This is a genomic window from Paenibacillus dakarensis (assembly GCF_001373415.1).
Classification (GTDB): Bacteria; Bacillota; Bacilli; order Paenibacillales; family Paenibacillaceae; genus Paenibacillus_AQ; species Paenibacillus_AQ dakarensis.
The window spans coordinates 1-20,057 of the sequence record NZ_CDSE01000027.1; the positions used below are offsets into that span (position 1 = coordinate 1).

30 protein-coding genes are annotated in these 20,057 nt (G+C 44.7%); 2 read left to right on the forward strand and 28 right to left on the reverse strand.

Going from position 1 to position 20,057, the window contains the following annotated elements:
* Nucleotides 1-308: 308 nt before the first annotated feature.
* Nucleotides 309-539: a hypothetical protein gene (locus tag BN1234_RS07400; protein ID WP_054956029.1), complete on the reverse strand. Its 231-nt coding sequence runs from the start codon at nt 537-539 to the stop codon at nt 309-311.
* Between the two features lie 202 nt (nt 540-741).
* Nucleotides 742-1,353: a stage II sporulation protein M gene (locus tag BN1234_RS07405; protein ID WP_054956030.1), complete on the reverse strand. Its 612-nt coding sequence runs from the start codon at nt 1,351-1,353 to the stop codon at nt 742-744.
* Between the two features lie 92 nt (nt 1,354-1,445).
* Between BN1234_RS07405 and pdaB the strand changes: the two genes are divergently transcribed.
* Nucleotides 1,446-2,249, forward strand: coding sequence for a polysaccharide deacetylase family sporulation protein PdaB (gene pdaB, locus BN1234_RS07410; protein WP_054956031.1), 804 nt, complete (start codon nt 1,446-1,448; stop codon nt 2,247-2,249).
* Between the two features lie 45 nt (nt 2,250-2,294).
* Here pdaB and BN1234_RS07415 read toward each other — a convergent pair whose 3' ends face one another.
* Nucleotides 2,295-2,888 carry a KinB-signaling pathway activation protein gene (locus tag BN1234_RS07415; protein WP_054956032.1) on the reverse strand — a complete coding sequence of 198 codons (594 nt, stop codon included), beginning with the start codon at nt 2,886-2,888 and terminating at the stop codon, nt 2,295-2,297.
* Nucleotides 2,889-3,015: 127 nt separating this feature from the next.
* Between BN1234_RS07415 and gerD the strand changes: the two genes are divergently transcribed.
* The gene (gerD, locus tag BN1234_RS07420) at nt 3,016-3,729 is read left to right on the forward strand and encodes a spore germination lipoprotein GerD (protein ID WP_054956033.1); all 714 of its coding nucleotides are present in this window, start codon (nt 3,016-3,018) and stop codon (nt 3,727-3,729) included.
* Between the two features lie 71 nt (nt 3,730-3,800).
* Here the strand turns inward: gerD and salA are convergent, their stop codons facing one another.
* The 25 genes from salA to rplE all read right to left on the reverse strand — a co-directional run bounded on the left by salA (nt 3,801) and on the right by rplE (nt 20,051).
* Nucleotides 3,801-4,889, reverse strand: coding sequence for an iron-sulfur carrier protein/transcriptional regulator SalA (salA, locus tag BN1234_RS07425; RefSeq protein ID WP_054956099.1), 1,089 nt, complete (start codon nt 4,887-4,889; stop codon nt 3,801-3,803).
* A 69-nt stretch (nt 4,890-4,958) separates the two neighbouring features.
* The gene (cwlD, locus tag BN1234_RS07430) at nt 4,959-5,726 is read right to left on the reverse strand and encodes an N-acetylmuramoyl-L-alanine amidase CwlD (protein WP_054956034.1); all 768 of its coding nucleotides are present in this window, start codon (nt 5,724-5,726) and stop codon (nt 4,959-4,961) included.
* Nucleotides 5,727-5,794: 68 nt separating this feature from the next.
* Complete coding sequence (gene sat, locus BN1234_RS07435) at nt 5,795-6,964, reverse strand: sulfate adenylyltransferase (RefSeq protein WP_054956035.1); 1,170 nt, start codon at nt 6,962-6,964, stop codon at nt 5,795-5,797.
* A gap of 33 nt (nt 6,965-6,997) precedes the next feature.
* On the reverse strand, nt 6,998-7,690 hold the full coding sequence (locus BN1234_RS07440; RefSeq protein WP_054956036.1) for a phosphoadenylyl-sulfate reductase: 693 nt from the start codon (nt 7,688-7,690) through the stop codon (nt 6,998-7,000).
* 712 nt (nt 7,691-8,402) lie between these two features.
* Nucleotides 8,403-8,795 carry a 30S ribosomal protein S9 gene (gene rpsI / locus BN1234_RS07450; protein ID WP_054956038.1) on the reverse strand — a complete coding sequence of 131 codons (393 nt, stop codon included), beginning with the start codon at nt 8,793-8,795 and terminating at the stop codon, nt 8,403-8,405.
* Between the two features lie 19 nt (nt 8,796-8,814).
* The gene (gene rplM / locus BN1234_RS07455; protein ID WP_054956039.1) at nt 8,815-9,252 is read right to left on the reverse strand and encodes a 50S ribosomal protein L13; all 438 of its coding nucleotides are present in this window, start codon (nt 9,250-9,252) and stop codon (nt 8,815-8,817) included.
* 290 nt (nt 9,253-9,542) lie between these two features.
* A complete protein-coding gene (truA, locus tag BN1234_RS07460) occupies nt 9,543-10,340 on the reverse strand; it encodes a tRNA pseudouridine(38-40) synthase TruA (RefSeq protein WP_054956040.1) in 798 nt (265 codons plus the stop codon).
* Nucleotides 10,341-10,733: 393 nt separating this feature from the next.
* Complete coding sequence (gene rplQ / locus BN1234_RS07465; RefSeq protein WP_054956041.1) at nt 10,734-11,099, reverse strand: 50S ribosomal protein L17; 366 nt, start codon at nt 11,097-11,099, stop codon at nt 10,734-10,736.
* Between the two features lie 33 nt (nt 11,100-11,132).
* Nucleotides 11,133-12,077 carry a DNA-directed RNA polymerase subunit alpha gene (locus tag BN1234_RS07470; RefSeq protein WP_054956042.1) on the reverse strand — a complete coding sequence of 315 codons (945 nt, stop codon included), beginning with the start codon at nt 12,075-12,077 and terminating at the stop codon, nt 11,133-11,135.
* Nucleotides 12,078-12,208: 131 nt separating this feature from the next.
* Entirely contained in the window at nt 12,209-12,604 is a 396-nt protein-coding gene (rpsK, locus tag BN1234_RS07475; RefSeq protein WP_054956043.1) for a 30S ribosomal protein S11, read from the reverse strand.
* A gap of 19 nt (nt 12,605-12,623) precedes the next feature.
* Nucleotides 12,624-12,992 (reverse strand): 30S ribosomal protein S13, encoded by a 369-nt coding sequence (gene rpsM, locus BN1234_RS07480; protein WP_054956044.1) that lies wholly within the window; start codon nt 12,990-12,992, stop codon nt 12,624-12,626.
* An 18-nt stretch (nt 12,993-13,010) separates the two neighbouring features.
* A complete protein-coding gene (rpmJ, locus tag BN1234_RS07485; RefSeq protein ID WP_054956045.1) occupies nt 13,011-13,124 on the reverse strand; it encodes a 50S ribosomal protein L36 in 114 nt (37 codons plus the stop codon).
* Nucleotides 13,125-13,277: 153 nt separating this feature from the next.
* Nucleotides 13,278-13,493 carry a translation initiation factor IF-1 gene (gene infA / locus BN1234_RS07490; RefSeq protein ID WP_054956046.1) on the reverse strand — a complete coding sequence of 72 codons (216 nt, stop codon included), beginning with the start codon at nt 13,491-13,493 and terminating at the stop codon, nt 13,278-13,280.
* Nucleotides 13,494-13,495: 2 nt separating this feature from the next.
* Nucleotides 13,496-13,801 (reverse strand): KOW domain-containing RNA-binding protein, encoded by a 306-nt coding sequence (locus tag BN1234_RS07495; protein ID WP_054956100.1) that lies wholly within the window; start codon nt 13,799-13,801, stop codon nt 13,496-13,498.
* A 9-nt stretch (nt 13,802-13,810) separates the two neighbouring features.
* Nucleotides 13,811-14,563 (reverse strand): type I methionyl aminopeptidase, encoded by a 753-nt coding sequence (gene map / locus BN1234_RS07500; RefSeq protein ID WP_054956047.1) that lies wholly within the window; start codon nt 14,561-14,563, stop codon nt 13,811-13,813.
* Nucleotides 14,564-14,568: 5 nt separating this feature from the next.
* Nucleotides 14,569-15,213 carry an adenylate kinase gene (locus BN1234_RS07505; RefSeq protein ID WP_054956048.1) on the reverse strand — a complete coding sequence of 215 codons (645 nt, stop codon included), beginning with the start codon at nt 15,211-15,213 and terminating at the stop codon, nt 14,569-14,571.
* An 81-nt stretch (nt 15,214-15,294) separates the two neighbouring features.
* On the reverse strand, nt 15,295-16,593 hold the full coding sequence (gene secY, locus BN1234_RS07510; protein ID WP_054956049.1) for a preprotein translocase subunit SecY: 1,299 nt from the start codon (nt 16,591-16,593) through the stop codon (nt 15,295-15,297).
* Nucleotides 16,593-17,033, reverse strand: coding sequence for a 50S ribosomal protein L15 (gene rplO, locus BN1234_RS07515; RefSeq protein WP_054956050.1), 441 nt, complete (start codon nt 17,031-17,033; stop codon nt 16,593-16,595). Before rplO ends, secY begins: the two co-directional genes overlap by 1 nt.
* Before the next feature lie 42 nt (nt 17,034-17,075).
* Entirely contained in the window at nt 17,076-17,261 is a 186-nt protein-coding gene (rpmD, locus tag BN1234_RS07520; RefSeq protein ID WP_054956051.1) for a 50S ribosomal protein L30, read from the reverse strand.
* A gap of 12 nt (nt 17,262-17,273) precedes the next feature.
* The gene (rpsE, locus tag BN1234_RS07525; RefSeq protein ID WP_054956052.1) at nt 17,274-17,771 is read right to left on the reverse strand and encodes a 30S ribosomal protein S5; all 498 of its coding nucleotides are present in this window, start codon (nt 17,769-17,771) and stop codon (nt 17,274-17,276) included.
* 26 nt (nt 17,772-17,797) lie between these two features.
* Nucleotides 17,798-18,166, reverse strand: a complete 369-nt coding sequence (rplR, locus tag BN1234_RS07530; protein ID WP_054956053.1) for a 50S ribosomal protein L18 — start codon at nt 18,164-18,166, stop codon at nt 17,798-17,800.
* Between the two features lie 112 nt (nt 18,167-18,278).
* On the reverse strand, nt 18,279-18,821 hold the full coding sequence (gene rplF / locus BN1234_RS07535; protein ID WP_054956054.1) for a 50S ribosomal protein L6: 543 nt from the start codon (nt 18,819-18,821) through the stop codon (nt 18,279-18,281).
* Nucleotides 18,822-18,850: 29 nt separating this feature from the next.
* Nucleotides 18,851-19,249, reverse strand: coding sequence for a 30S ribosomal protein S8 (gene rpsH, locus BN1234_RS07540; protein ID WP_007132557.1), 399 nt, complete (start codon nt 19,247-19,249; stop codon nt 18,851-18,853).
* 33 nt (nt 19,250-19,282) lie between these two features.
* The gene (locus BN1234_RS07545; RefSeq protein WP_010348808.1) at nt 19,283-19,468 is read right to left on the reverse strand and encodes a type Z 30S ribosomal protein S14; all 186 of its coding nucleotides are present in this window, start codon (nt 19,466-19,468) and stop codon (nt 19,283-19,285) included.
* A 40-nt stretch (nt 19,469-19,508) separates the two neighbouring features.
* A complete protein-coding gene (gene rplE / locus BN1234_RS07550) occupies nt 19,509-20,051 on the reverse strand; it encodes a 50S ribosomal protein L5 (protein WP_082423135.1) in 543 nt (180 codons plus the stop codon).
* Nucleotides 20,052-20,057: the final 6 nt, after the last annotated feature.

Consider the following 20,057-nt stretch of genomic DNA (forward strand, 5'->3'; position numbering starts at 1 on the left):
CAATCTCGTTCGCAACAACTCTTATATCATATCACACTCTTTCGCAGTTAGCAAGCTTTTTTTTGAATTTATTTTTTTCAAAATCATTCATTTAGCTTGCCGTCTAGCATTTTCGTGTGCACCCGATTTTCTCGAGCGGATTTATAATATATCATACTTCCTATCATCTTCGCAAGACCTTTTTTTGAAAAAGTTTTGCGATGTTTATTGAAGATTTAAAAGCCGCCAATCTGGCGGCGTCCTCACGAAAAGGAAGCGAAAATTAATTTAACATATAGCGACACAGTTAGTCAACTTTTTTTTGAAAATCAATGCTTGGATTGCGGAAACTTTCCGTTACGCGCATATTTCGACAGTTCTTTCTGTGGTGCAAACCTGGCGTACATCCGAAACACGGTTTTGTATCGATTGGCTATGGCATGGCGGATATTTTGTTCTAATCGTTGATCGCTCAGATCCAGCAGCATTTCATCAAGTTCTTTTCGAAGTACATAATCCAGCTCTTTACATTCTTTCTCGTTAAATAACATTCCCAGCATTATTGGGCCTCCCTTTAGATTATGCACATATACACTTTAGATCTATCTCATATTAATCTTTGTCATCAGCAGCTATGTAAGGTCAACCGAGAATTATATACCGGCTATCTGACGTCATTCTCTTTCCATCCATCATGCCCTGCAAGGGGCTCTGGTCCATAACCAAAGCCGCTTTATTAGGTATGCACACTTTCCAGGTAAATTATGATACCAACCACAACGTAATTGTACTTTCAATTACAGCAGCCACTAACAGTAACACCACAATCCACAACGAAGCTGTACGGGACTTGCGCCAAAGTTCCTGCCACCGCTCCCTTAACCCGCTTCCTCTGACCTCTCTCGGGAGGATGCTCTTATATACAAGGCCTCCTAATGCTAAACCGTAGGCACAAGCGATTAAGATAACGGGAATTTCAATGATACCGTGAGGGAGAAGTCCCTTAAAGATCATTTCTCCCAAATCCCCTCCGTTCATCTTCACCACATTAAGCATAAAACCAATAACCATTCCGTTGATTGCAAGAAATACAAACGGAATGATTCCAAATAATATTCCCGAGAACAAGACGAATATACTTTTGATGCTGTTATTGAGGAAAATAAAAACAAAGAAGCTTAGCTCAGGATTGTCCGACATTCTTAAGCTTTCACTAATATCTCTAAGTCCCTGAATTTCATCTATCAGTATAGCCTGAAGTGGGCCTGATCCAACCCAGCCAATCATAATTCCAAGTGCAAATAGAACGGTCGAAAGGATCAAAGGAACACGGATCGCGGCCAAATCCTTTATAAAAATACGAAAACGATACATAATATGCCTCCTTAAACAGTAATAACTCATAAGTACGAGCATAGATTTTAGTATACAAGCAGTAGCATTCGAAAGGAGAGGGCTAGGGTATAATGAATTATTTCTATGTATTAAACGGCAAGAAAATAAAAAGGTTTTTCTTTGTCTTTGCCGCTGCCATCTTTGCTGTAGGTGTCATTTATGTCGAAAGTGATAATGTCTCCGTCTTCTCTGAAAACACACCTTCTGCCGTTTACAGCGTCTCTACGGACAAAAAACAAATTGCTCTTACATTTGACATCAGCTGGGGAGAGAAACGTACGGAGCCTATACTTCAAGTTCTGAAGGATAATAATGTTCCCAAGGCAACCTTTTTCCTGTCAGCTCCATGGAGCAAGAGTCATCCCGACATTGTGAATTCAATCAAAGATGCAGGGTTTGAAATTGGAAGCCATGGCTACAAACACGATAACTACAGCACGCTTAGCGATGAAGAAATACACAAGCAGATTTCAACAGCCCATTCTATTTTAACCACAGTTACAGGAAAAGAACCCAAGCTAATCCGAATGCCTAACGGTGATTTTGACAAGAGAGTGTTACGCATAGCCGAAAGCCTTAAATATACGGTTATTCAATGGGATACAGATTCTTATGATTGGAAAAACATCGGTGTAGATAAAATCGTTGACCGCGTCGTTTCTAAAGCACACCCTGGCGACATCGTATTGCTCCATGCAAGTGACTCCTCTAAACAAACACACGAAGCCCTTCCCCAAATCATTAATGAGCTGCGCAAACAGGGGTATGAATTCGTGACAGTGACGGAACTGCTTCAACAGAGTAGCGCCAAGGGCACCGAGGTCCATGATCAAGCCATGCTTCAAAAGAGCATTGAAGATTCTGCGGGTTTATAAATAACCTTATATATGAGCTGCTAGTAAAAAAAGAGCTAAAATAGATTAGCTCTTTTTTTGATCGCTTGTTACTTTATGCAGTATTAAAATTTGGTAAGCATTGCACGCAAGTAACGGAATAATAATAAATATGGTAGCGTTGTTTACTCCGATTTTTAGAACCCCGATAATTTCGAGGATCGTTACAGCGAGCATAAAAAACATCGTAGGTATAAGTGCATTCATGTTGGTGACCTTCACCTTAAAGTATGTAACAACAATCGCTGTGAGCAGTATGCCTATTCCCAAGGCTAAATCCCAGGTAAGGTTCTTCTCTCCTCCAACAAACGTACGCAGGAACATCAATTCCAGCAGGGCTAGTACAGAGAGAACAATTTGTACATACTGCCATGTCTTTCGCTTAAACACTCCTATCCCCATATAGTTCAAGGTTAGGTAAGCGAAGAATCCTAGTTGTGAATAAACGCTTACAAGCGCCCCATACCCGAACAATATTAACGGAAAAATGAGCATATCGAGTGTTCCTTTAAATTCAATCGTGCCTGTGGCGAACTGTAATATAAGCCCTGCTACAACAGCTCCTATTGCGCCAACAAGCATTGTTTTCCAAAATAACCTTGCCCACTTGCGTAAGCTCAAATCTTTCCACCCCCATTAAGACATTATTTTACCAACGTTCACAATAAAAAACCATTCCCGCTTCGACATATTTCTTAAGTTCCGTCACATACTATCGTTAACATCCCATATAAGGAGGACAACGGTAATGAAGTGGCCGTTATTTCGTTTGTGTCTTTTCATCTGCGGAACTACTGTGCTGCTTACTGCATGCGGTTCTGATCAAGGATATTCTTCACAGCAGCTTGGTTATAAAGAGATGAAATCCATGGTCGTTGATATCCTTAAAAGTGACGACGGGAAAAAAGCTGTTCAGGAAGCCCTCGGTACTTCAGGTTCCTCAAGCGGTGGGGGCGGGTCAATGAATGCCAAAATGCTAACCGAACAATCCAGTGCACAGATTCGTACAGCTGTTAAGGATACACTCGTTTCTGAAGAGTATAAAAAAGAGCTGGAGAAAATTATGACCGATCCTAAATTCGCCGGCGAGTTTGCTAAAGCGATCAACGCTGAAAGCAAACAGCTCCATATGCAGCTCATTAAGGATCCGATGTATCAAAAATCTATTCAGGACATTATGAAAACTCCTGAGGTTATGAAATCTTTCCTCGACCTGACCAAGACCTCAGACTATCGTAAACAATCCATGACTGTCATGCAGGAAGCGATGCAAAACCCTCTTTTCCGGATGGAAGTCTTGGAGCTGCTTAAAACGGTTGTTAAAGAGGAGCTGGAGCCTTCTGTTAAGAAAAAGGATCAGCAGGGCGAAGGACAAGGCCAAGGCGGACAGCAAGGTGGAGGACAAGGTCAGGGCGAGAAACAGGGCGAGGGTCAAGGTGGCGGCTCTGGTGGCGGTAAATAGTTAGGTATCAGCTGACTTGCCTTCATTCCTGCACTAAATAAGAAAAGCTCCCTGTTACAGGGAGCTTTTTATTATGATTCAGTGGTTCCTTCACACTTGCTTGAAATCTTATTCGCGATATCACTATAAATATTTGCGCTCTCTGTCCCGGCTCTGTATACAGAAGGAGAGAAATCAGGATCTGCTGTTAGATTGTCAGGACCTCCGAGCGGCAGCTGACCAAGCAGCTCTGTATGGAGCGTTTCGGCCAGCATTCCTCCGCCGCCGCGTCCAAATACATAATCCTTCTCCCCGCAGTTCGAGCAGCTGTAGTAAGCCATATTCTCAACAACCCCAAGAATCTCATGCTCTGTCTGGATTGCCATAGCACCAGCCCGGGCTGCCACAAATGCTGCTGTAGCATGAGGAGTCGTAACGATAATCTCCTTGCTTTGCGGTATCATCTGATGAACATCAAGCGCTACATCCCCTGTTCCAGGCGGAAGGTCGAGCAGCATGTAATCCAGGTCTCCCCAAGCTACATCTTCAAAAAACTGACGCAGCATTTTGCCCAGCATCGGTCCACGCCATACTACGGGGCTGTTCTCCCGAATGAAAAAGCCCATCGACATGACTTTAACGCCGAAGCGCTCTACGGGAATAATAACTCCTTCATCCGTTACGCTTGGCCCTTCTTCAATCCCCATCATATCGGGTACACTGAAGCCATAAATGTCGGCATCGATCAGTCCGACCTTTTTACCTTGGCGTGCCAAAGCGGTTGCCAGATTAACGGTAACGGTGGATTTACCTACCCCGCCTTTACCACTCGCTACGGCAATGAAATGAACGCCGGAATTTTTACTGAGAAGCTGATTATTCTGCATGCCCGCAGCATGCCCCTTCGTCAGCTTTTCACGATCATCAGGCTCCTGCTGTGCGGAATTCACCGCTGGGACCATGCGAATATGAACATCTTCGGCTCCAATTGCCTGGAGAAGCTCTCTAATCTGTCCATTGAGCTGCTCACGCTGCTCCTCACTACTGTACGTTACAGACAGTCGTACCGAACTATCCTTTACTACGATATCACGAATCCGCTGCAGCTCTATCAGGCTTTTTCCCGTTTCCGGATCCTGAATAGGCTGGAGAATTTCCTGTACCTGCTCTCTGTTTATCAGCATATCGATCAGCACCTCGACTCTATGTAATGGCTAGATAGAAATTATCAGTTCTTATCTATTATACCATTAGTTAATCGGATCTGACGACTGATTCACACGTTCCCCTGACATATAGCGAAGTATACCTTTATATACTGAAGCCGCAACCTTTCGCTGGTATTTCTCATCCCGCAGCATTTCCGATTCCTCTGGATGAGAAAGAAAACCTACTTCTACCAGCGTGGACGGTACTTTAAAGGCTTGAAGCAGAAAAACTTTATCATTGATTTTGGCCAGACGCTGAGTATTCTCTAAATTGTGTCTAATTTCACTTTGAATTAATTCCGCCAGGCTCTTGCTGTCATCATTTGAGGGTGGGTAAAATGTCTGCGCCCCACGCCACCGGTTTGATACCATACTGTTCAGATGAATGCTTACAAACATATCAGCTCGATGGTCTTCAACGAGCCGGACCCTCTGTTTCAGATCCTCCGTTTTCCGCTTCCCCTTTGTATCCGGGGAGGCCAGATCATAGTCACCTTCTCTTGTCATCACGACCAGAGCACCAGCTTGTTGAAGATAATCCCGCAGATAAAGCGTGATTGCAAGATTCACATCTTTTTCGATGACTCCTTGCCTGCTGACAGCACCTCCATCAGGTCCTCCATGACCTGCGTCGAGTGCAATCACTTTACCTGCTAGCGGCAGGTTCCAATACTTGACCGTTTTTGCACTTGGAATCTCATAGGTAACTATAACGAGTAACAAGGCAAGCAGCGCCATGCCAAATATCGTTTGTTTCATTCGCTTCCATGATATCCATACGGTTACCTTATCCGAACCCTTCCTGGACATAAAAAATCCACCTCGTCCCATAAGTGTTGTATTTCATGATATGGGACAAGGCGGAGAAATATTCCCCTTTATACGGTTATACTTTCTTTCATGCCTTTTATAAGAATTTGAGCCACCTCTGGTCGTGTAAATTCCGGAGGTGGACATTTCCCTTCACGAAGAAGCCCTCTTACTTTGGTACCGGATAAGGTCAAATGATGCTCTTTTTCATGCGGGCATGTTTTGCTCGAAGCCATATTTCCACATACGGTACAAAAGAAGCTGTGTTCAAAGAAAAGGGGTGTTATGCCAAGCTCTTCTGCAGTGAAGTTACTGAATATCTCCTGCGCTTCATAGGTTCCATAATAATCGCCGACACCCGCATGATCACGGCCTACTATAAAATGGGTGCATCCATAATTTTTGCGGACCAATGCATGGAAGATCGCTTCCCGCGGTCCAGCATAGCGCATTGCTGCAGGAAAGACGCCTAAGAAAGTACGGTTAGACGGATAATAATGCTCCAGCAGCTTCAGATAGCTTTTCATCCGTACATCCGCAGGAACATCATCTGCCTTGGTTTCACCAACGAGCGGGTTTAAAAAGAGGGCATCCACGATTTCCATAGCACTCTTCTGAATATATTCATGAGCCCGGTGAACCGGATTTCTGGTCTGAAAGCCAACGACCGTCTTCCATCCTTGCTCCTTAAAGTATCCTCTGGTCTGAGCCGGATCATAATAGAACGCCTTGAACTTATCAGGCTCCGGCCGGTGAAGCAGCTCAATGGACCCTCCTACGTAGATATCAGAACGCTCAAACAACTTCTGAACGCCAGGATGCTCCGGATCATCTGTTTTGAATACTTGAAGCGCCTCTTCACGTTGATCCACCTGATAAATACTCTCTACATGGATCACTCCATATACAATACCATCGTTTTCTCCAACAAGAGCTGCTGGTTCTCCAAGTGTAAGCTGATTCGCTAGCTGTTCTTCTACTGCCAGTGTAATCGGTATGCTCCATACGGTTCCATCAGCCAATCTCATGGACGCAACAACTGACATGTAATCTTCCTCGTTCATAAAGCCTTCCAAGGGTGAAAAGGCTCCTACACCTATTAAATCGAGGTCTGAGATCGCCCAGGAATTAACGGGTATTTGTTTCATCTGTTTGACCAAATGAGTTAGCTCGCCCTGCCTTTCATTACTGGCAACTCTTTGAATTAATTCCCCTCCATGCGGCAGTATGGATGTCATGGTATACCTCCCAGAGCTTTTTCTATTAGTGTGTTATTTATGCAGACCACATTCTGTTTTCTCATTACCGGCCCAGCGTCCTGCTCTTGGATCTTCACCGGGCAGTACTTCCCGAGTGCAGTAATGACACCCTATGCTTGGATAATTACGATCGTGGAGCGGATTATAAATGATGTCATGGGCGCGAATATACTGCCATACGTCCTCATTCGTCCAACCAGCGATAGGATTAAATTTTACCAAGCCGAATTTTGTGTCATATTCAACTTTTTTGGCGTTGGCACGTGTTGGAGCCTGATCGCGGCGTATGCCTGTAATCCAGGCATCATATTGAGACAGGATACGTGTTAGCGGTTCTACCTTTCGAATGCCGCAGCATTGATTCGGGTCAATCGTCCACAATGAATCTCCGTGCTGTGCTGCCTGCTCTTCAGGTGTAATTAACGGAGAAACTCTTACGAATTCCAAATTGTATTTAGCCATCAGCCGGTCACGCGTCTCATAGGTTTCCTGGAAATGAAAATCGGTGTCTAGGTAGAAAATATCTGTTGTTGGACTAACCCTCTGAATCATATCGACTAAGACAACGTCCTCTGCGCCAAAACTACAAGCGAACGTAATGTTTGGAAATGCTTCAATAGCACACGAAATGACTTCCTCGGCGGAAGCCTGTTCTAAACTAACCGCTTTTTCTATAATCCAGTCTTCTTTCTCCAGTAAATTCACGACAGTAATCCCTCCTTCTCAATAAATCATCCTTTAAAACCATTAAATCCTACGTAAATAGTATGAATTAAATACAGTATAAGTCTTTTCTATTTAATGTCAACTGAGTTTGGTCCTAAAATAACAAAAAAAGACCTCTTCCGGTTTTCGGAAAAGATCTTTTTATTGCAAAAATTTACGCTTGGAGAACTTTTTATCCCTAGGCTCATAATGTAATACAGTTAATGTCATCTATCATCCTGTAAACAGCCATTTTATTAAGTTAACAATAGCGTTGATCGTATAGATTGTTAGGAGCATTATTATGAAAGCCCCAGACATTTGTTTAATACTCATTTTTTTATTATTAAACCCTCCAAGCAAAAGGACAAACAAAAGGACACTTGAAATTACTACATATTCAGGAAGCTCCTTAATCTCAAAGAATTTGAACATCCTCTCACTCCTTACCTAGCTAAACACATCCGCTTTAAGATCCTTAAATCAACTTTAGAAAAAAAGTAGGATTACATATTTAACGTTCAAAATATTACAAAGGTTTAAAAGCAAATGACTTTATTCTTAAAAAATGTTGATAAGCAGACAGCAGCTCGGTTTGAAATATTTATGGAGGTTTATATTTTTAAATCAGAGTCAAATCATGCTTTTTGACAAAACAAAAGCCCCCGACCATAAAGGCCAGAGGCTGAGTATCCTTGATACACAAGGGATATTAACGTTTGGAGAACTGAGGTGCGCGACGAGCCGCTTTAAGACCGTATTTCTTACGCTCTTTCATACGAGGGTCACGAGTCAGGAATCCTGCTTTTTTCAAAGAACCACGGAATTCTGGGTCAGCTTTCAGCAACGCACGGGAGATACCGTGACGGATTGCGCCAGCTTGGCCGGAAATACCGCCGCCATGAGCAATAACGAGAACGTCGTATTTGCCCAATGTTTCAGTCAGGTTCAAAGGTTGTTTAACGATCAGTTTGAGAGTTTCCAAACCGAAGTATTCATTGATGTCACGTTTATTAATGACAATTCGTCCTTCACCCGGTACAAGGCGAACACGTGCTACCGAGTGCTTACGACGACCTGTCCCATAGTATTGTACTTGTGCCATGAAACTGTCCTCCTTTTAATTAACCGCGAAGTTCGTAAACTTCTGGTTTTTGAGCTTCGTGTGGATGTGCTGTGCCTGCATATGCTTTAAGTCTCAGCTTCATTTTATCGCCCATGCGAGTTTTAGGAAGCATACCATAAACTGCGTTTTCGATCACGCGCTCTGGGTATTTCTTGATCAGATCTTGAGCTACAGTCACCTTCAATCCACCTGGATGCATGGAGTGACGATAGTATTTCTTGTTTTCCATTTTCTTACCAGTCAGAACGATTTTCTCCGAGTTAATTACGATTACAAAATCGCCTGTGTCCACATGTGGAGTAAATTGTGGCTTATGTTTGCCGCGGATCAGAGCAGCAACTTCACTTGCCAAGCGGCCAAGCGTTTTGCCTTCGGCATCAACGATGTACCAAGAACGCTCAACTTCATTTGGCTTAGCCATGTAGGTCGTACGCATGAATAGTTCCTCCTTGTTTTCATCCGAAAATCTGTGTCAAATTTTCTTCATCTATCTTCGTTCGTATGTCTAACATTTTTAAAGTGATGGATAATTCTCGGCATTTTCTTAACCGGGGCTGTGGGAGAGCCGTTAAGAAAACACAACTTATATAATACAGGAACTACCCCTAAATCGCAAGCGATTTTTAGTGAAATATCACTCAATTTTATGATTTAAACCGAACAAGTAGTTAAATAGATAAGTTCGGGATATAACGATCTCATTGCCACAAAATCTTCTTGAAAGAATCAGGATAATTCTGTGCCTTCAAAAGAAGAAAGATCGTATTCCACATCCCAAAGCATCAGACCCGTACCCATCGCTGTTGGACCGGCTGCTGCACGGTTCTTAGCCTCGAGTATGACTGCCATACTCTCTGGTGTACGTTTCCCTTCTCCCACTTCCATAAGCGTGCCCATAATAATTCGCACCATATGCTGCAAAAAACCACTGCCCGTTACAAACGTATGAATGATTCCCTGATCCCGGCTATTCGGACGGCACATACTTGTATCTGTCTCAATCCAGGCATCATAGATCGTTCTTACATGTGAAGGCTTTGTAGACTTCCTTGAAGCGAATGTTGTGAAGTCATGAGTTCCGATTAGGTAGCGCAGCCCTTCTTCCATAGCAGCAATATTAAGCTTGCCATGATGATGGAATTGATACCTGCGGTTAAACAGATCAGGGAACTGATTCGCGTTAATCGTATACCGATACGTTTTTCGCTTCGCTTCCCGACGAGAGTGAAATTCAAGCGGTACTTCCACCGCATCTGTAACGACGATATCCTGAGGCAGCCTCGAATTAAGCGCTATACACCAGCGCTCTACCGGAATCTTGGATTTCGTATAGAAATTGAACACCTGCCCACGGGCATGAACACCTGCATCCGTACGACCAGAAGCCGTAATCTTTAATCGCTCACCTGAGAGGCGTTCAATAGCTTCCTCCAGTAGATCCTGAATCGTGTTTCCACCAGGCTGGGTCTGAAATCCATTGTAGCCGGTTCCGTCGTAGCTGACTTTCATCAGAAGATTGCGCATGGTTTCCCTCCTGGTTCACTTCCTTGAATCTGCTAAACAAGCAGACACCCTTTCATAGTCCTAATCAGGACCATCCTATCTAGCAAGCAGGTATAGAAGAAAAGCTCCTATATCTAAAAAAGAGCCCCCAAGGAGCTCCTTTTCATCATGCTAGCCGATCCCTAATAGTCAGCCGCATGACTAGAAGGCTCTCGCATACGATGCCCTGGGGTAGCCGAGATGAGTCGGAAGCCGACTTTGATCCATCTCGAACCACGACCCGATTGGATAGCCTGCACAAGTCATCCTTATGGATAAACAAGTGTAGAGCCGGGCATACATAACTACAGTCACTTCAGAATGCAGTGCTCACTCTCTTGAAGTCAAAAGAGTGATCTAACGGGATCGAGTTAACTACGCGCGGTCAACCAGTTCCAAGTATACCATTGGAGCTGCGTCGCCACGACGAGGACCCAATTTCAGGATACGAGTGTATCCGCCTGGACGCTCGGAGTAACGAGGCGCGATTTCGGAGAACAATTTTTGGATAGCATCTTGTTCACCGTCAACTGTCTCGCGGCGTACAAATGCAGCCACTTGACGACGAGAGTGCAAATCATTACGCTTTGCCTTCGTGATCAGCTTTTCTGCGATAGAGCGAACTTCTTTAGCTTTCGCTTCAGTTGTTTCGATGCGCTCATATAAGAACAGGTCGGTTACCAGGTCACGGAACAATGCTTTACGCGCACTGGAGTCGCGGCCCAACTTTTGATATGCCATGTGTTTTCCCTCCTTTGCTAGAACAATCTTAAACTATTCTTCTGTACGAAGTCCCAAACCGAGCTCCTCGAGCTTCTCCTGAACTTCTTCCAAGGATTTGCGGCCCAAGTTACGAACCTTCATCATATCCTCTTCTGTTTTCGTAGTCAGCTCTTGTACCGTATTAATGCCGGCACGCTTGAGGCAGTTGTAAGAACGAACAGAGAGATCCAGTTCTTCGATCGTCATTTCAAGAACTTTTTCTTTCTTGTCTTCTTCTTTTTCGACCATAATTTCAGCATCTTTCGCTTCATCGGTCAAACCAACGAAGAGGAACAAATGCTCAGTCAAAATTTTTGCGCCGAGGCTGACAGCCTCTTCCGGCCGAATGCTTCCATCCGTCCAGATTTCGAGTGTCAACTTATCGTAGTTGGTTACTTGACCAACACGCGTATTTTCTACACCGTAGTTTACACGGCTAATCGGTGTGTAGATCGAATCGACGGGAATGACGCCGATAGGCTGGTCATCGCGTTTGTTCCGATCCGCCTGGACATAGCCACGACCGCGACTCGCAAAAATACGCATGTGAAGTCTCGCACCAGGGCCGAGCGTTGCAATATGAAGATCCGGATTAAGAATCTCTACATCGCTATCCGCACGAATGTCACCAGCGGTAACAACCCCTTCGCCTTCGGCATCAATTTCAAACACTTTTTCTTCATCGGAATGAATCTTCAGCGACAAAGCTTTAAGGTTCAAAATGATTTCTGTCACATCTTCCATGACACCAGGAATCGTAGAGAACTCATGCAGAACGCCATCAATCTGAACAGATGTAACGGCTGCGCCTGGCAGCGAGGACAGCAGGATGCGGCGAAGTGAATTCCCCAGCGTCGTGCCATAACCACGCTCCAACGGTTCTACTATAAATTTCCCATAGGTTCCTTCTTCATTGACATCAACGGTCTCAATTTTCGGCTTTTCGATTTCAATCACGCAAGTACCCCTCCTTCAAACGTCGCTCCTATATGAAACTGTCATCTTATCCAGTAATCCATGTAGTATGCCTAAACAACCATTCTTAGCAGATTGCACCGGAATTATACCACATTAACAGGATGACTTCATTATACGCGACGACGTTTTGGTGGGCGGCATCCATTATGTGGAATCGGTGTTACGTCTTTGATGAGGTTAACTTCCAGTCCAGCAGCTTGCAGAGAACGAATCGCTGCTTCGCGGCCAGCACCTGGGCCTTTAACCATAACTTCCACTGCTTTCATACCATGCTCCATTGCAGCTTTAGCAGCTGTTTCAGCAGCCATTTGTGCAGCGAATGGAGTAGACTTACGAGAACCTTTGAATCCCATGCCGCCGGAGCTAGCCCAAGAAATAGCATTTCCGTGGGGATCCGTAATAGTTACGATCGTATTGTTGAACGTGGAACGAATATGAGCCACGCCAGATTCAATATTTTTGCGGTCACGACGTTTAGTACGTACGACTTTTTTTGGTTTAGCCATTGTCTGTTATCCCCCTTCCTTATTTCTTCTTGTTAGCTACCGTACGACGAGGACCTTTCCGTGTACGAGCATTGGTTTTAGTACGTTGTCCACGAACCGGCAACCCACGACGATGACGAACACCGCGGTAGCAGCCGATCTCAGTCAAACGTTTAATATTCAAGGAAATTTCACGACGCAGGTCACCTTCTACCTTAACCATCTTGTCGATCGTTTCACGCAATTTACCCACTTCATCTTCCGTCAGATCACGAACACGAGTGTCCGGATTGATGCCTGCTTCTTTGATAATTTTCTGGGAAGTCGTTTTACCGATTCCGAAAATGTAAGTCAAGGCGATCTCAACGCGTTTGTCACGTGGCAAATCCACACCAGCTATACGAGCCATTACGCTACACCCCCTTCTTTAACCTTGTTTTTGTTTGTGTTTCGGATTTTCACAGATAACCATTACATTCCCATTGCGGCGAATGACTTTGCATTTTTCGCAAATAGGCTTCACAGAAGGTCTTACCTTCATGTTAATTACCTCCTCAAAGTTTTACGTGTGTAAAACCAGCTTCGAAAACTAGACTGTTGTTCTGCTATAGCAAAACTGTTCGTAACCGCTGCTGAGTTTTACTTCAGTAAAACCGCTTCGCAGCTTTCCTTTATTCCCCAGGGGAACGACATACTATTTACGGTAAGTGATACGACCTTTAGTCAGATCGTATGGCGATAATTGGATAACTACTTTGTCACCTGTAAGGATGCGGATAAAGTGCATCCGCAGCTTTCCGGAAACGTGAGCGAGAATTTGATGACCATTCTCAAGCTCGACTCTAAATGTTGCATTCGGCAACGGTTCGATAACCGTACCTTCAACTTCAATGACATCTTCCTTGGCCACAGTTATTCTCCTTTCTGATCAGCATTGGATTTGTCGGATAAAAACTGGTTGATTGCAAAACGCAGCTTCCCATTTGTTACCCGACCGCTTTCTTGCAAACTATTTACAACCTCACTACTAATGAAAGGCTGGGGTTCCAGGTGAACAAGATTCTTCTTCTTCGCCTGATCAAACTTTCGTTTGTTCCCGTCCGCAATAGTAACAAACTTGCTGTCTTCTATCGAAACGACAATGGCATACTGATCAGCATCTCTGCCTCTCAGAATTTTGACGACCTGACCAACCTGAACCGGGTTAATTTTATTCAAATCAATCACCTATTCAGCCAACTTCGTCAAAATTTCCATGCCGTCCTCGGTTACGGCTACTGTATGTTCAAAGTGAGCACACAAGGAGCCATCCACCGTAACGACTGTCCAATTGTCTTCCAGCGTCTTAACATTACGCTTACCGGCGTTTACCATCGGCTCAATTGCCAGAACCATGCCTGGCTTGAGTCTTGGCCCGCGGTCAGGAATGCCGTAGTTCGGAATTTGCGGATCTTCATGCAGATCGGTGCCCACACCATGACCCACGTACTCGCGGACAACAGAAAACCCTGCATCCTCGATATAACGCTGTATGGCATGAGAGATTGTAAACAAGCGTACATCGGGTTTGATTAGCGCAAGTCCGGCATAAAGAGAACCTTCAGTTACATCCAGCAATCGCTGAGCTTCATCGGTAATCTTACCTACAGGATAGGTCCATGCCGAGTCACCGTGGTAACCCTGATACTGTGCACCGATATCAAACGTAACGATATCGCCCTCAACTAATTTGCGTTTGCTTGGAAATCCATGCACCAATTCTTCATTAACTGATGCGCAAATGCTGGAAGGAAATCCGTTGTAGCCTTTAAAAGACGGCAAAGCGTCTTGGCTGCGAATGAAACGGTCGGCCAAATGATCAAGTTCCCCGGTCGTAATGCCGGGTTCAATATGAGCAGAAAGGAGCTTGTGGCATTCCGCCACAATCCGTCCTGCCTCTCTCATCAAGCCCAGTTCCTTTTCGGATTTACAAATGATCATTATACTTAACCTCGCAGTACGGATGCAATTTCAGAAGAAACCGCTCCGATTTCCTGATCACCATCAATTTGACGCAGAAGACCTTTGTTCTCATAAAATGTGAGGAGTGGTGCAGTTTTGTTGATATATTCGTCTAAGCGAATGCCTACGCTCTCCTCGTTGTCATCAGAGCGTTGATACAGTTCACCGCCGCATTTATCACAAATGCCTTCCTGTTTAGGCGGGTTAAAGATCACATGATATGTTGATCCGCAGTTCTTGCAAATGCGTCGCCCAGTAAGACGAGCCAGCAATTTCTCACGGTCAACTTTCAGGTTGATGACATGATCAAGGCTTGTATTCAAGCGGGCCAGAATATCTTCCAGCGCTTCCGCTTGCGAAAGGGTTCTTGGAAAACCGTCCAATAAAAAACCTTTTTCGCAATCGGACTGCTGCAGCCGCTCAGCTACAATGCCAATGGTCACATCATCAGGTACCAGCAGACCTTGGTCCATGAATTCTTTTGCTTTCAACCCAATGGGAGTTCCTTGTTTAATCGCCAAACGAAATGCATCGCCTGTAGATATATGAGGAATGCCAAAGTCATTAACAATGGTTTCTGCTTGTGTTCCTTTTCCTGCCCCAGGAGGGCCCATGAATAAGATGTTCACCTTAGTCCCTCCTCCTACCTATAGTAAGAACAGCACAATAGGTGCCGGAAGTAGAATTGACCACTAACCGGAACCTATCGACTACTTATTAATAAATCCTTTGTAATGACGCTTAATCAATTGGCTTTCGATCTGCTTCATTGTATCCAGTGCAACACCGACAACGATCAGCAAGGATGTACCGCCGATTTGAACCGTACGCGGAAGGCCAGCTAGCGCTCCAAAGAACACAGGAAGTACAGAGATGACTGCCAGGAACAGTGCTCCTGTCATCGTCAAACGAGTCATTACTCGTGTCAGATACTTCTCAGTAGCTTTACCAGGACGGATGCCTGGAATATAGCCGCCGTTCTTCTTCATGTTATCAGCCATCTGGTTCGGATTCATCTGCACGAATGTGTAGAAGAAAGTGAAACCAATGATCATAACGACATAGAGGACCATACCCAGTGGTTTATCATATGCAAGGTTAGTAGTTACCCACTTCGCCCATGCAGTTGTAGACCAGAAGCTTGCAAGAATAACAGGGAATTGAAGCAGTGACATTGCAAAGATAACCGGAATGACGCCAGCGCCATTGATTTTCATTGGAATGTGTGTGTTCTGTCCGCCGTACATCTTGTTGCCCACAACACGCTTAGCGTATTGTACTGGGATCTTGCGGATACCCTGCTGGATAAATACAACCCCGACAACGATCAAGATGAGTACCAGAAGGATAATAACACCCTTCAGGACATTCAAGAAGACTTGATTGTCTTGAATAAAGTTCGACTCAATGGTTGTGCGGATATGCATTGGAATTCCTGCAGCGATACCTGCAAAGATAATAATTGAAATCCCGTTACCAATACCCTTTTCTGTGATCTGCTCACCAAGCCACATCAAGAATGATGTACCTGCAGTCAACACGATCGCAATAACGAGATAATCAATGAAAGTAGCATTCGGAATCATTTCGGTACCGTATAAACGGTTGAAACCGATCGACATACCGAAAGCCTGAATCAAGCCCAATATTACCGTACCATAACGGGTGATTTGAGCCAACTGCTTTTTACCGTGCTCCCCTTGTTTTGCCCATTCCGCAAATTTCGGAATGACGTCCATAGACAGCAACTGTACAATAATGGACGATGTAATATATGGAAAGATCGAGAGGGCGAAAATTGAGAACTGCTGAAGTGCGCCCCCTGAGAACGTGTTGAGAAGTCCAAACAATTCGTTACCTGCTTGGTTTGATTGTGTAAACACATCTTTATTCACACCAGGAACTGGTACGAAAGATCCGATACGGAAAATAATCAATACAAACAGAGTGAACAAAATACGTTTACGAAGATCTTCTACACGCCATATATTTTTCAGGGTCTTAAACATTAGATCACCTCGGTTTTACCGCCGGCAGCCTCGATCTTCTCTACCGCAGATTGAGAGAACTTATTTGCTTTTACAGACAACTTCACGGTAACTTCACCGTTGCCAAGAATTTTGATGCCGCTCTTCGTATTGTTTACGATTCCGCTCTCGACCAAAACTTCTGGAGTTACTTCAGTACCTTCTGCAAAGCTGTTCAGTTCTTCGATGTTCACAATCGCGTACTCTTTGCGAGTTGGATTCACAAAGCCACGTCTTGGCAGACGACGATACAATGGGTTCTGTCCGCCTTCGAAGCCAGGACGAACACCACCGCCTGAACGGGAGTTTTGACCTTTGTGACCTCTACCTGATGTTTTACCCGTACCGCTACTTGGACCGCGTCCAACGCGTTTACGTTCTTTGCGGGATCCAGGTGCTGGGCTCAGCTCATGTAACTTCATCGTTCGTTGCACCTCCTTAATATATCCGGGTTAACCCCGGGATTAACCTTCGATTTCTTGAACAGAAACCAGGTGATTTACCTTCTTGATCATACCGCGAATGGCTGGATTATCATTGTGAACAACTTTAGCGTTGATCTTATTCAATCCAAGTGTTTTCACGGTCATACGCTGATCTTCCGGACGTCCGATCACGCTACGCACGAGGGTGATTTCAAGTTTAGCCATGAGATTCCCTCCTTAACCCAACAGCTCTTCGACGGATTTGCCGCGAAGCTTGGCAACTTCTTCAACACGCTTCAGACGGGACAAGCCTTCCAAAGTCGCATTGACCATATTCATGGAGTTCGAAGAACCTAGAGATTTTGTTAAGATATCACCTACGCCAGCCAGTTCAAGTACAGCACGAACCGGTCCGCCGGCGATTACTCCGGTACCTTCTGATGCTGGCTTCAAAAGAACTCGGCCTGCACCGAAGTGACCCGTTACTTGGTGAGGAATTGTTGTTCCAACCAATGGAATGTGAATCAGGTTTTTCTTGGCGTCTTCGATGGCTTTGCGGATTGCATCCGGTACTTCGCCTGCTTTACCAATACCTGCTCCAACCCAACCTTTTCCATCACCGACAACTACCAATGCACTAAAGCTGAAACGGCGTCCGCCTTTAACAACCTTAGCAACGCGGTTAATATTTACAACTTTTTCAGTCAGTTCTAAAGTGTTAGGATCTACACGCAAGTCGTTTACCTCCTTTTGAAAATGTCTTAGAATTCAAGGCCTGCTTCGCGAGCTGCTTCAGCCAGAGCTTGAATACGTCCGTGATACAGATATCCACCACGATCGAATACGATTGATTTGTAACCTTTGTCAGTTGCACGCTTTGCAACGAGCTCTCCAACTTTACGAGCAGACTCAACGCTGCCGCCGTTTTTGATGTCGCCGCTCAGTTCTTTATCCAATGTAGAAGCCGATGCCAAAGTCACGCCGGCCACGTCATCGATCAATTGAGCATAGATGTGTTTCGAAGAACGGAACACATTCAGACGTGGACGCTCTGCAGTGCCTTGAATTTTCTTACGCACACGCAGGTGTCTTTTCAAACGAGCTTTATTCTTGTCTTGTTTCGTGATCATGCTTCCCTTTCACTCCCTTCAGTTTTGCCTTAACAGCTTCACTTTAAGACTCATGGGGTAAGTAAGGAGAAACAGGTTAGCAAGCCAGCGGGTAAACCCGGGGGCAGCTACCTTATTTCTTCTTACCAGCCTTACCTTCTTTACGAATAATGCGTTCACCTTCGTACTTGATACCTTTACCTTTGTAAGGCTCTGGTTCACGTACGGAACGGATTTTAGCAGCGTATGCACCTACGCGCTCTTTATCGATTCCTTTTACAGTGATCTTTGTGTTGGAAGGTACTTCGAACTCGATACCTGGTTCAGGCGTGATTTCAACCGGGTGGGAGTAACCTACGTTCAGAACGATTTTATCTCCGGACTTACTTGCACGGTATCCGACACCGACCAGTTCAAGGTTTTTCGAGAATCCTTCAGTCACGCCGCTGACCATGTTCGAGACAACGCTGCGGGTCGTGCCGTGAAGAGAACGATGAGTTTTGTTGTCGGAAGGCCGAACAACAGTAATTTCGTTGTTTTCTACTGAAACCTGCATGTCTTTATGCAGTTCACGAGTCAAGGTACCTTTCGGTCCTTTAACCGTGATTACAGTGTTATCCAGTGTGACATCCACACCGCTTGGAATAGCAATTGGTTTACGACCAATACGGGACATTCATTGCACCTCCTATCTTGTGACGTTAATTACCATACGTAGCAGAGAACTTCTCCGCCGGCTTTGGCTTGACGAGCTTCTTTGTCGGTCATTACTCCTTTAGATGTGGAGATGATCGCGATACCCAGTCCGCCGAGAACACGAGGCACTTCATTGCTCTTCGTGTACACGCGAAGACCTGGTTTACTGATTCTTTTCAGACCTGTGATGACGCGTTCGTTATTGGAGCCGTATTTCAGGAAAACACGGATGATCCCTTGTTTGTTATCTTCCACAAACTCCGCATCACGGATGAAACCTTCACGCTTCAAGATATCAGCGATTTGTTTCTTAATTGTCGAAGCAGGCATTTCTACCGTCTCGTGACGCACAGTGTTCGCGTTACGAATACGAGTAAGCATATCTGCAATTGGATCGGACATAGTCATGTGTGGTAAACCTCCTTCCCGGTTATAAACTTCTTACCAGCTTGCTTTTTTCACGCCAGGAATCTGGCCTTTATAAGCTAATTCACGGAAACAAATTCTGCAAATTTTAAACTTCTGCAGTACCGAATGTGGACGACCGCAACGCTCGCAGCGAGTATAAGCCCGCACTTTAAATTTAGGCGCACGTTGTTGTTTAACTTTCATCGAAGTTTTTGCCACTTTAGCCTGACACCTCCTAAATAGTTTCGGAGAAACCGTCTTATTTCGCGAAAGGCATACCCATTTGAGTAAGCAGTTCACGGGACTCTTCGTCAGTTTTTGCCGTTGTAACGATTACGATATCCATACCACGAACTTTATCTACTTTATCATACTCGATCTCAGGGAAGATCAATTGCTCTTTCAAACCGAGTGTGTAGTTACCACGACCGTCGAAAGCTTTAGTAGATACGCCATGGAAGTCACGTACACGTGGAAGCGTAACGTTAAACAATTTATCGAGGAAGTAATACATACGCTCACCGCGCAGTGTTACTTTTACACCGATTGGCATATTTTCACGCAATTTGAATCCGGCGATGGATTTCTTTGCACGAGTGATAACCGGTTTTTGTCCAGCGATCAGCTGCATGTCGTTAACTGCGGAATCAAGTACTTTAGAGTTAGCTACAGCGTCACCCACACCCATGTTGATGACAACTTTCTCAATTTTAGGTACTTGCATTACCGTTTTATAGTTAAACTTCTGCATGAGCGCAGGAGTAACTTCGTTAAGAAAACGTTCTTTCATTCTTGCCATGATTCAGGG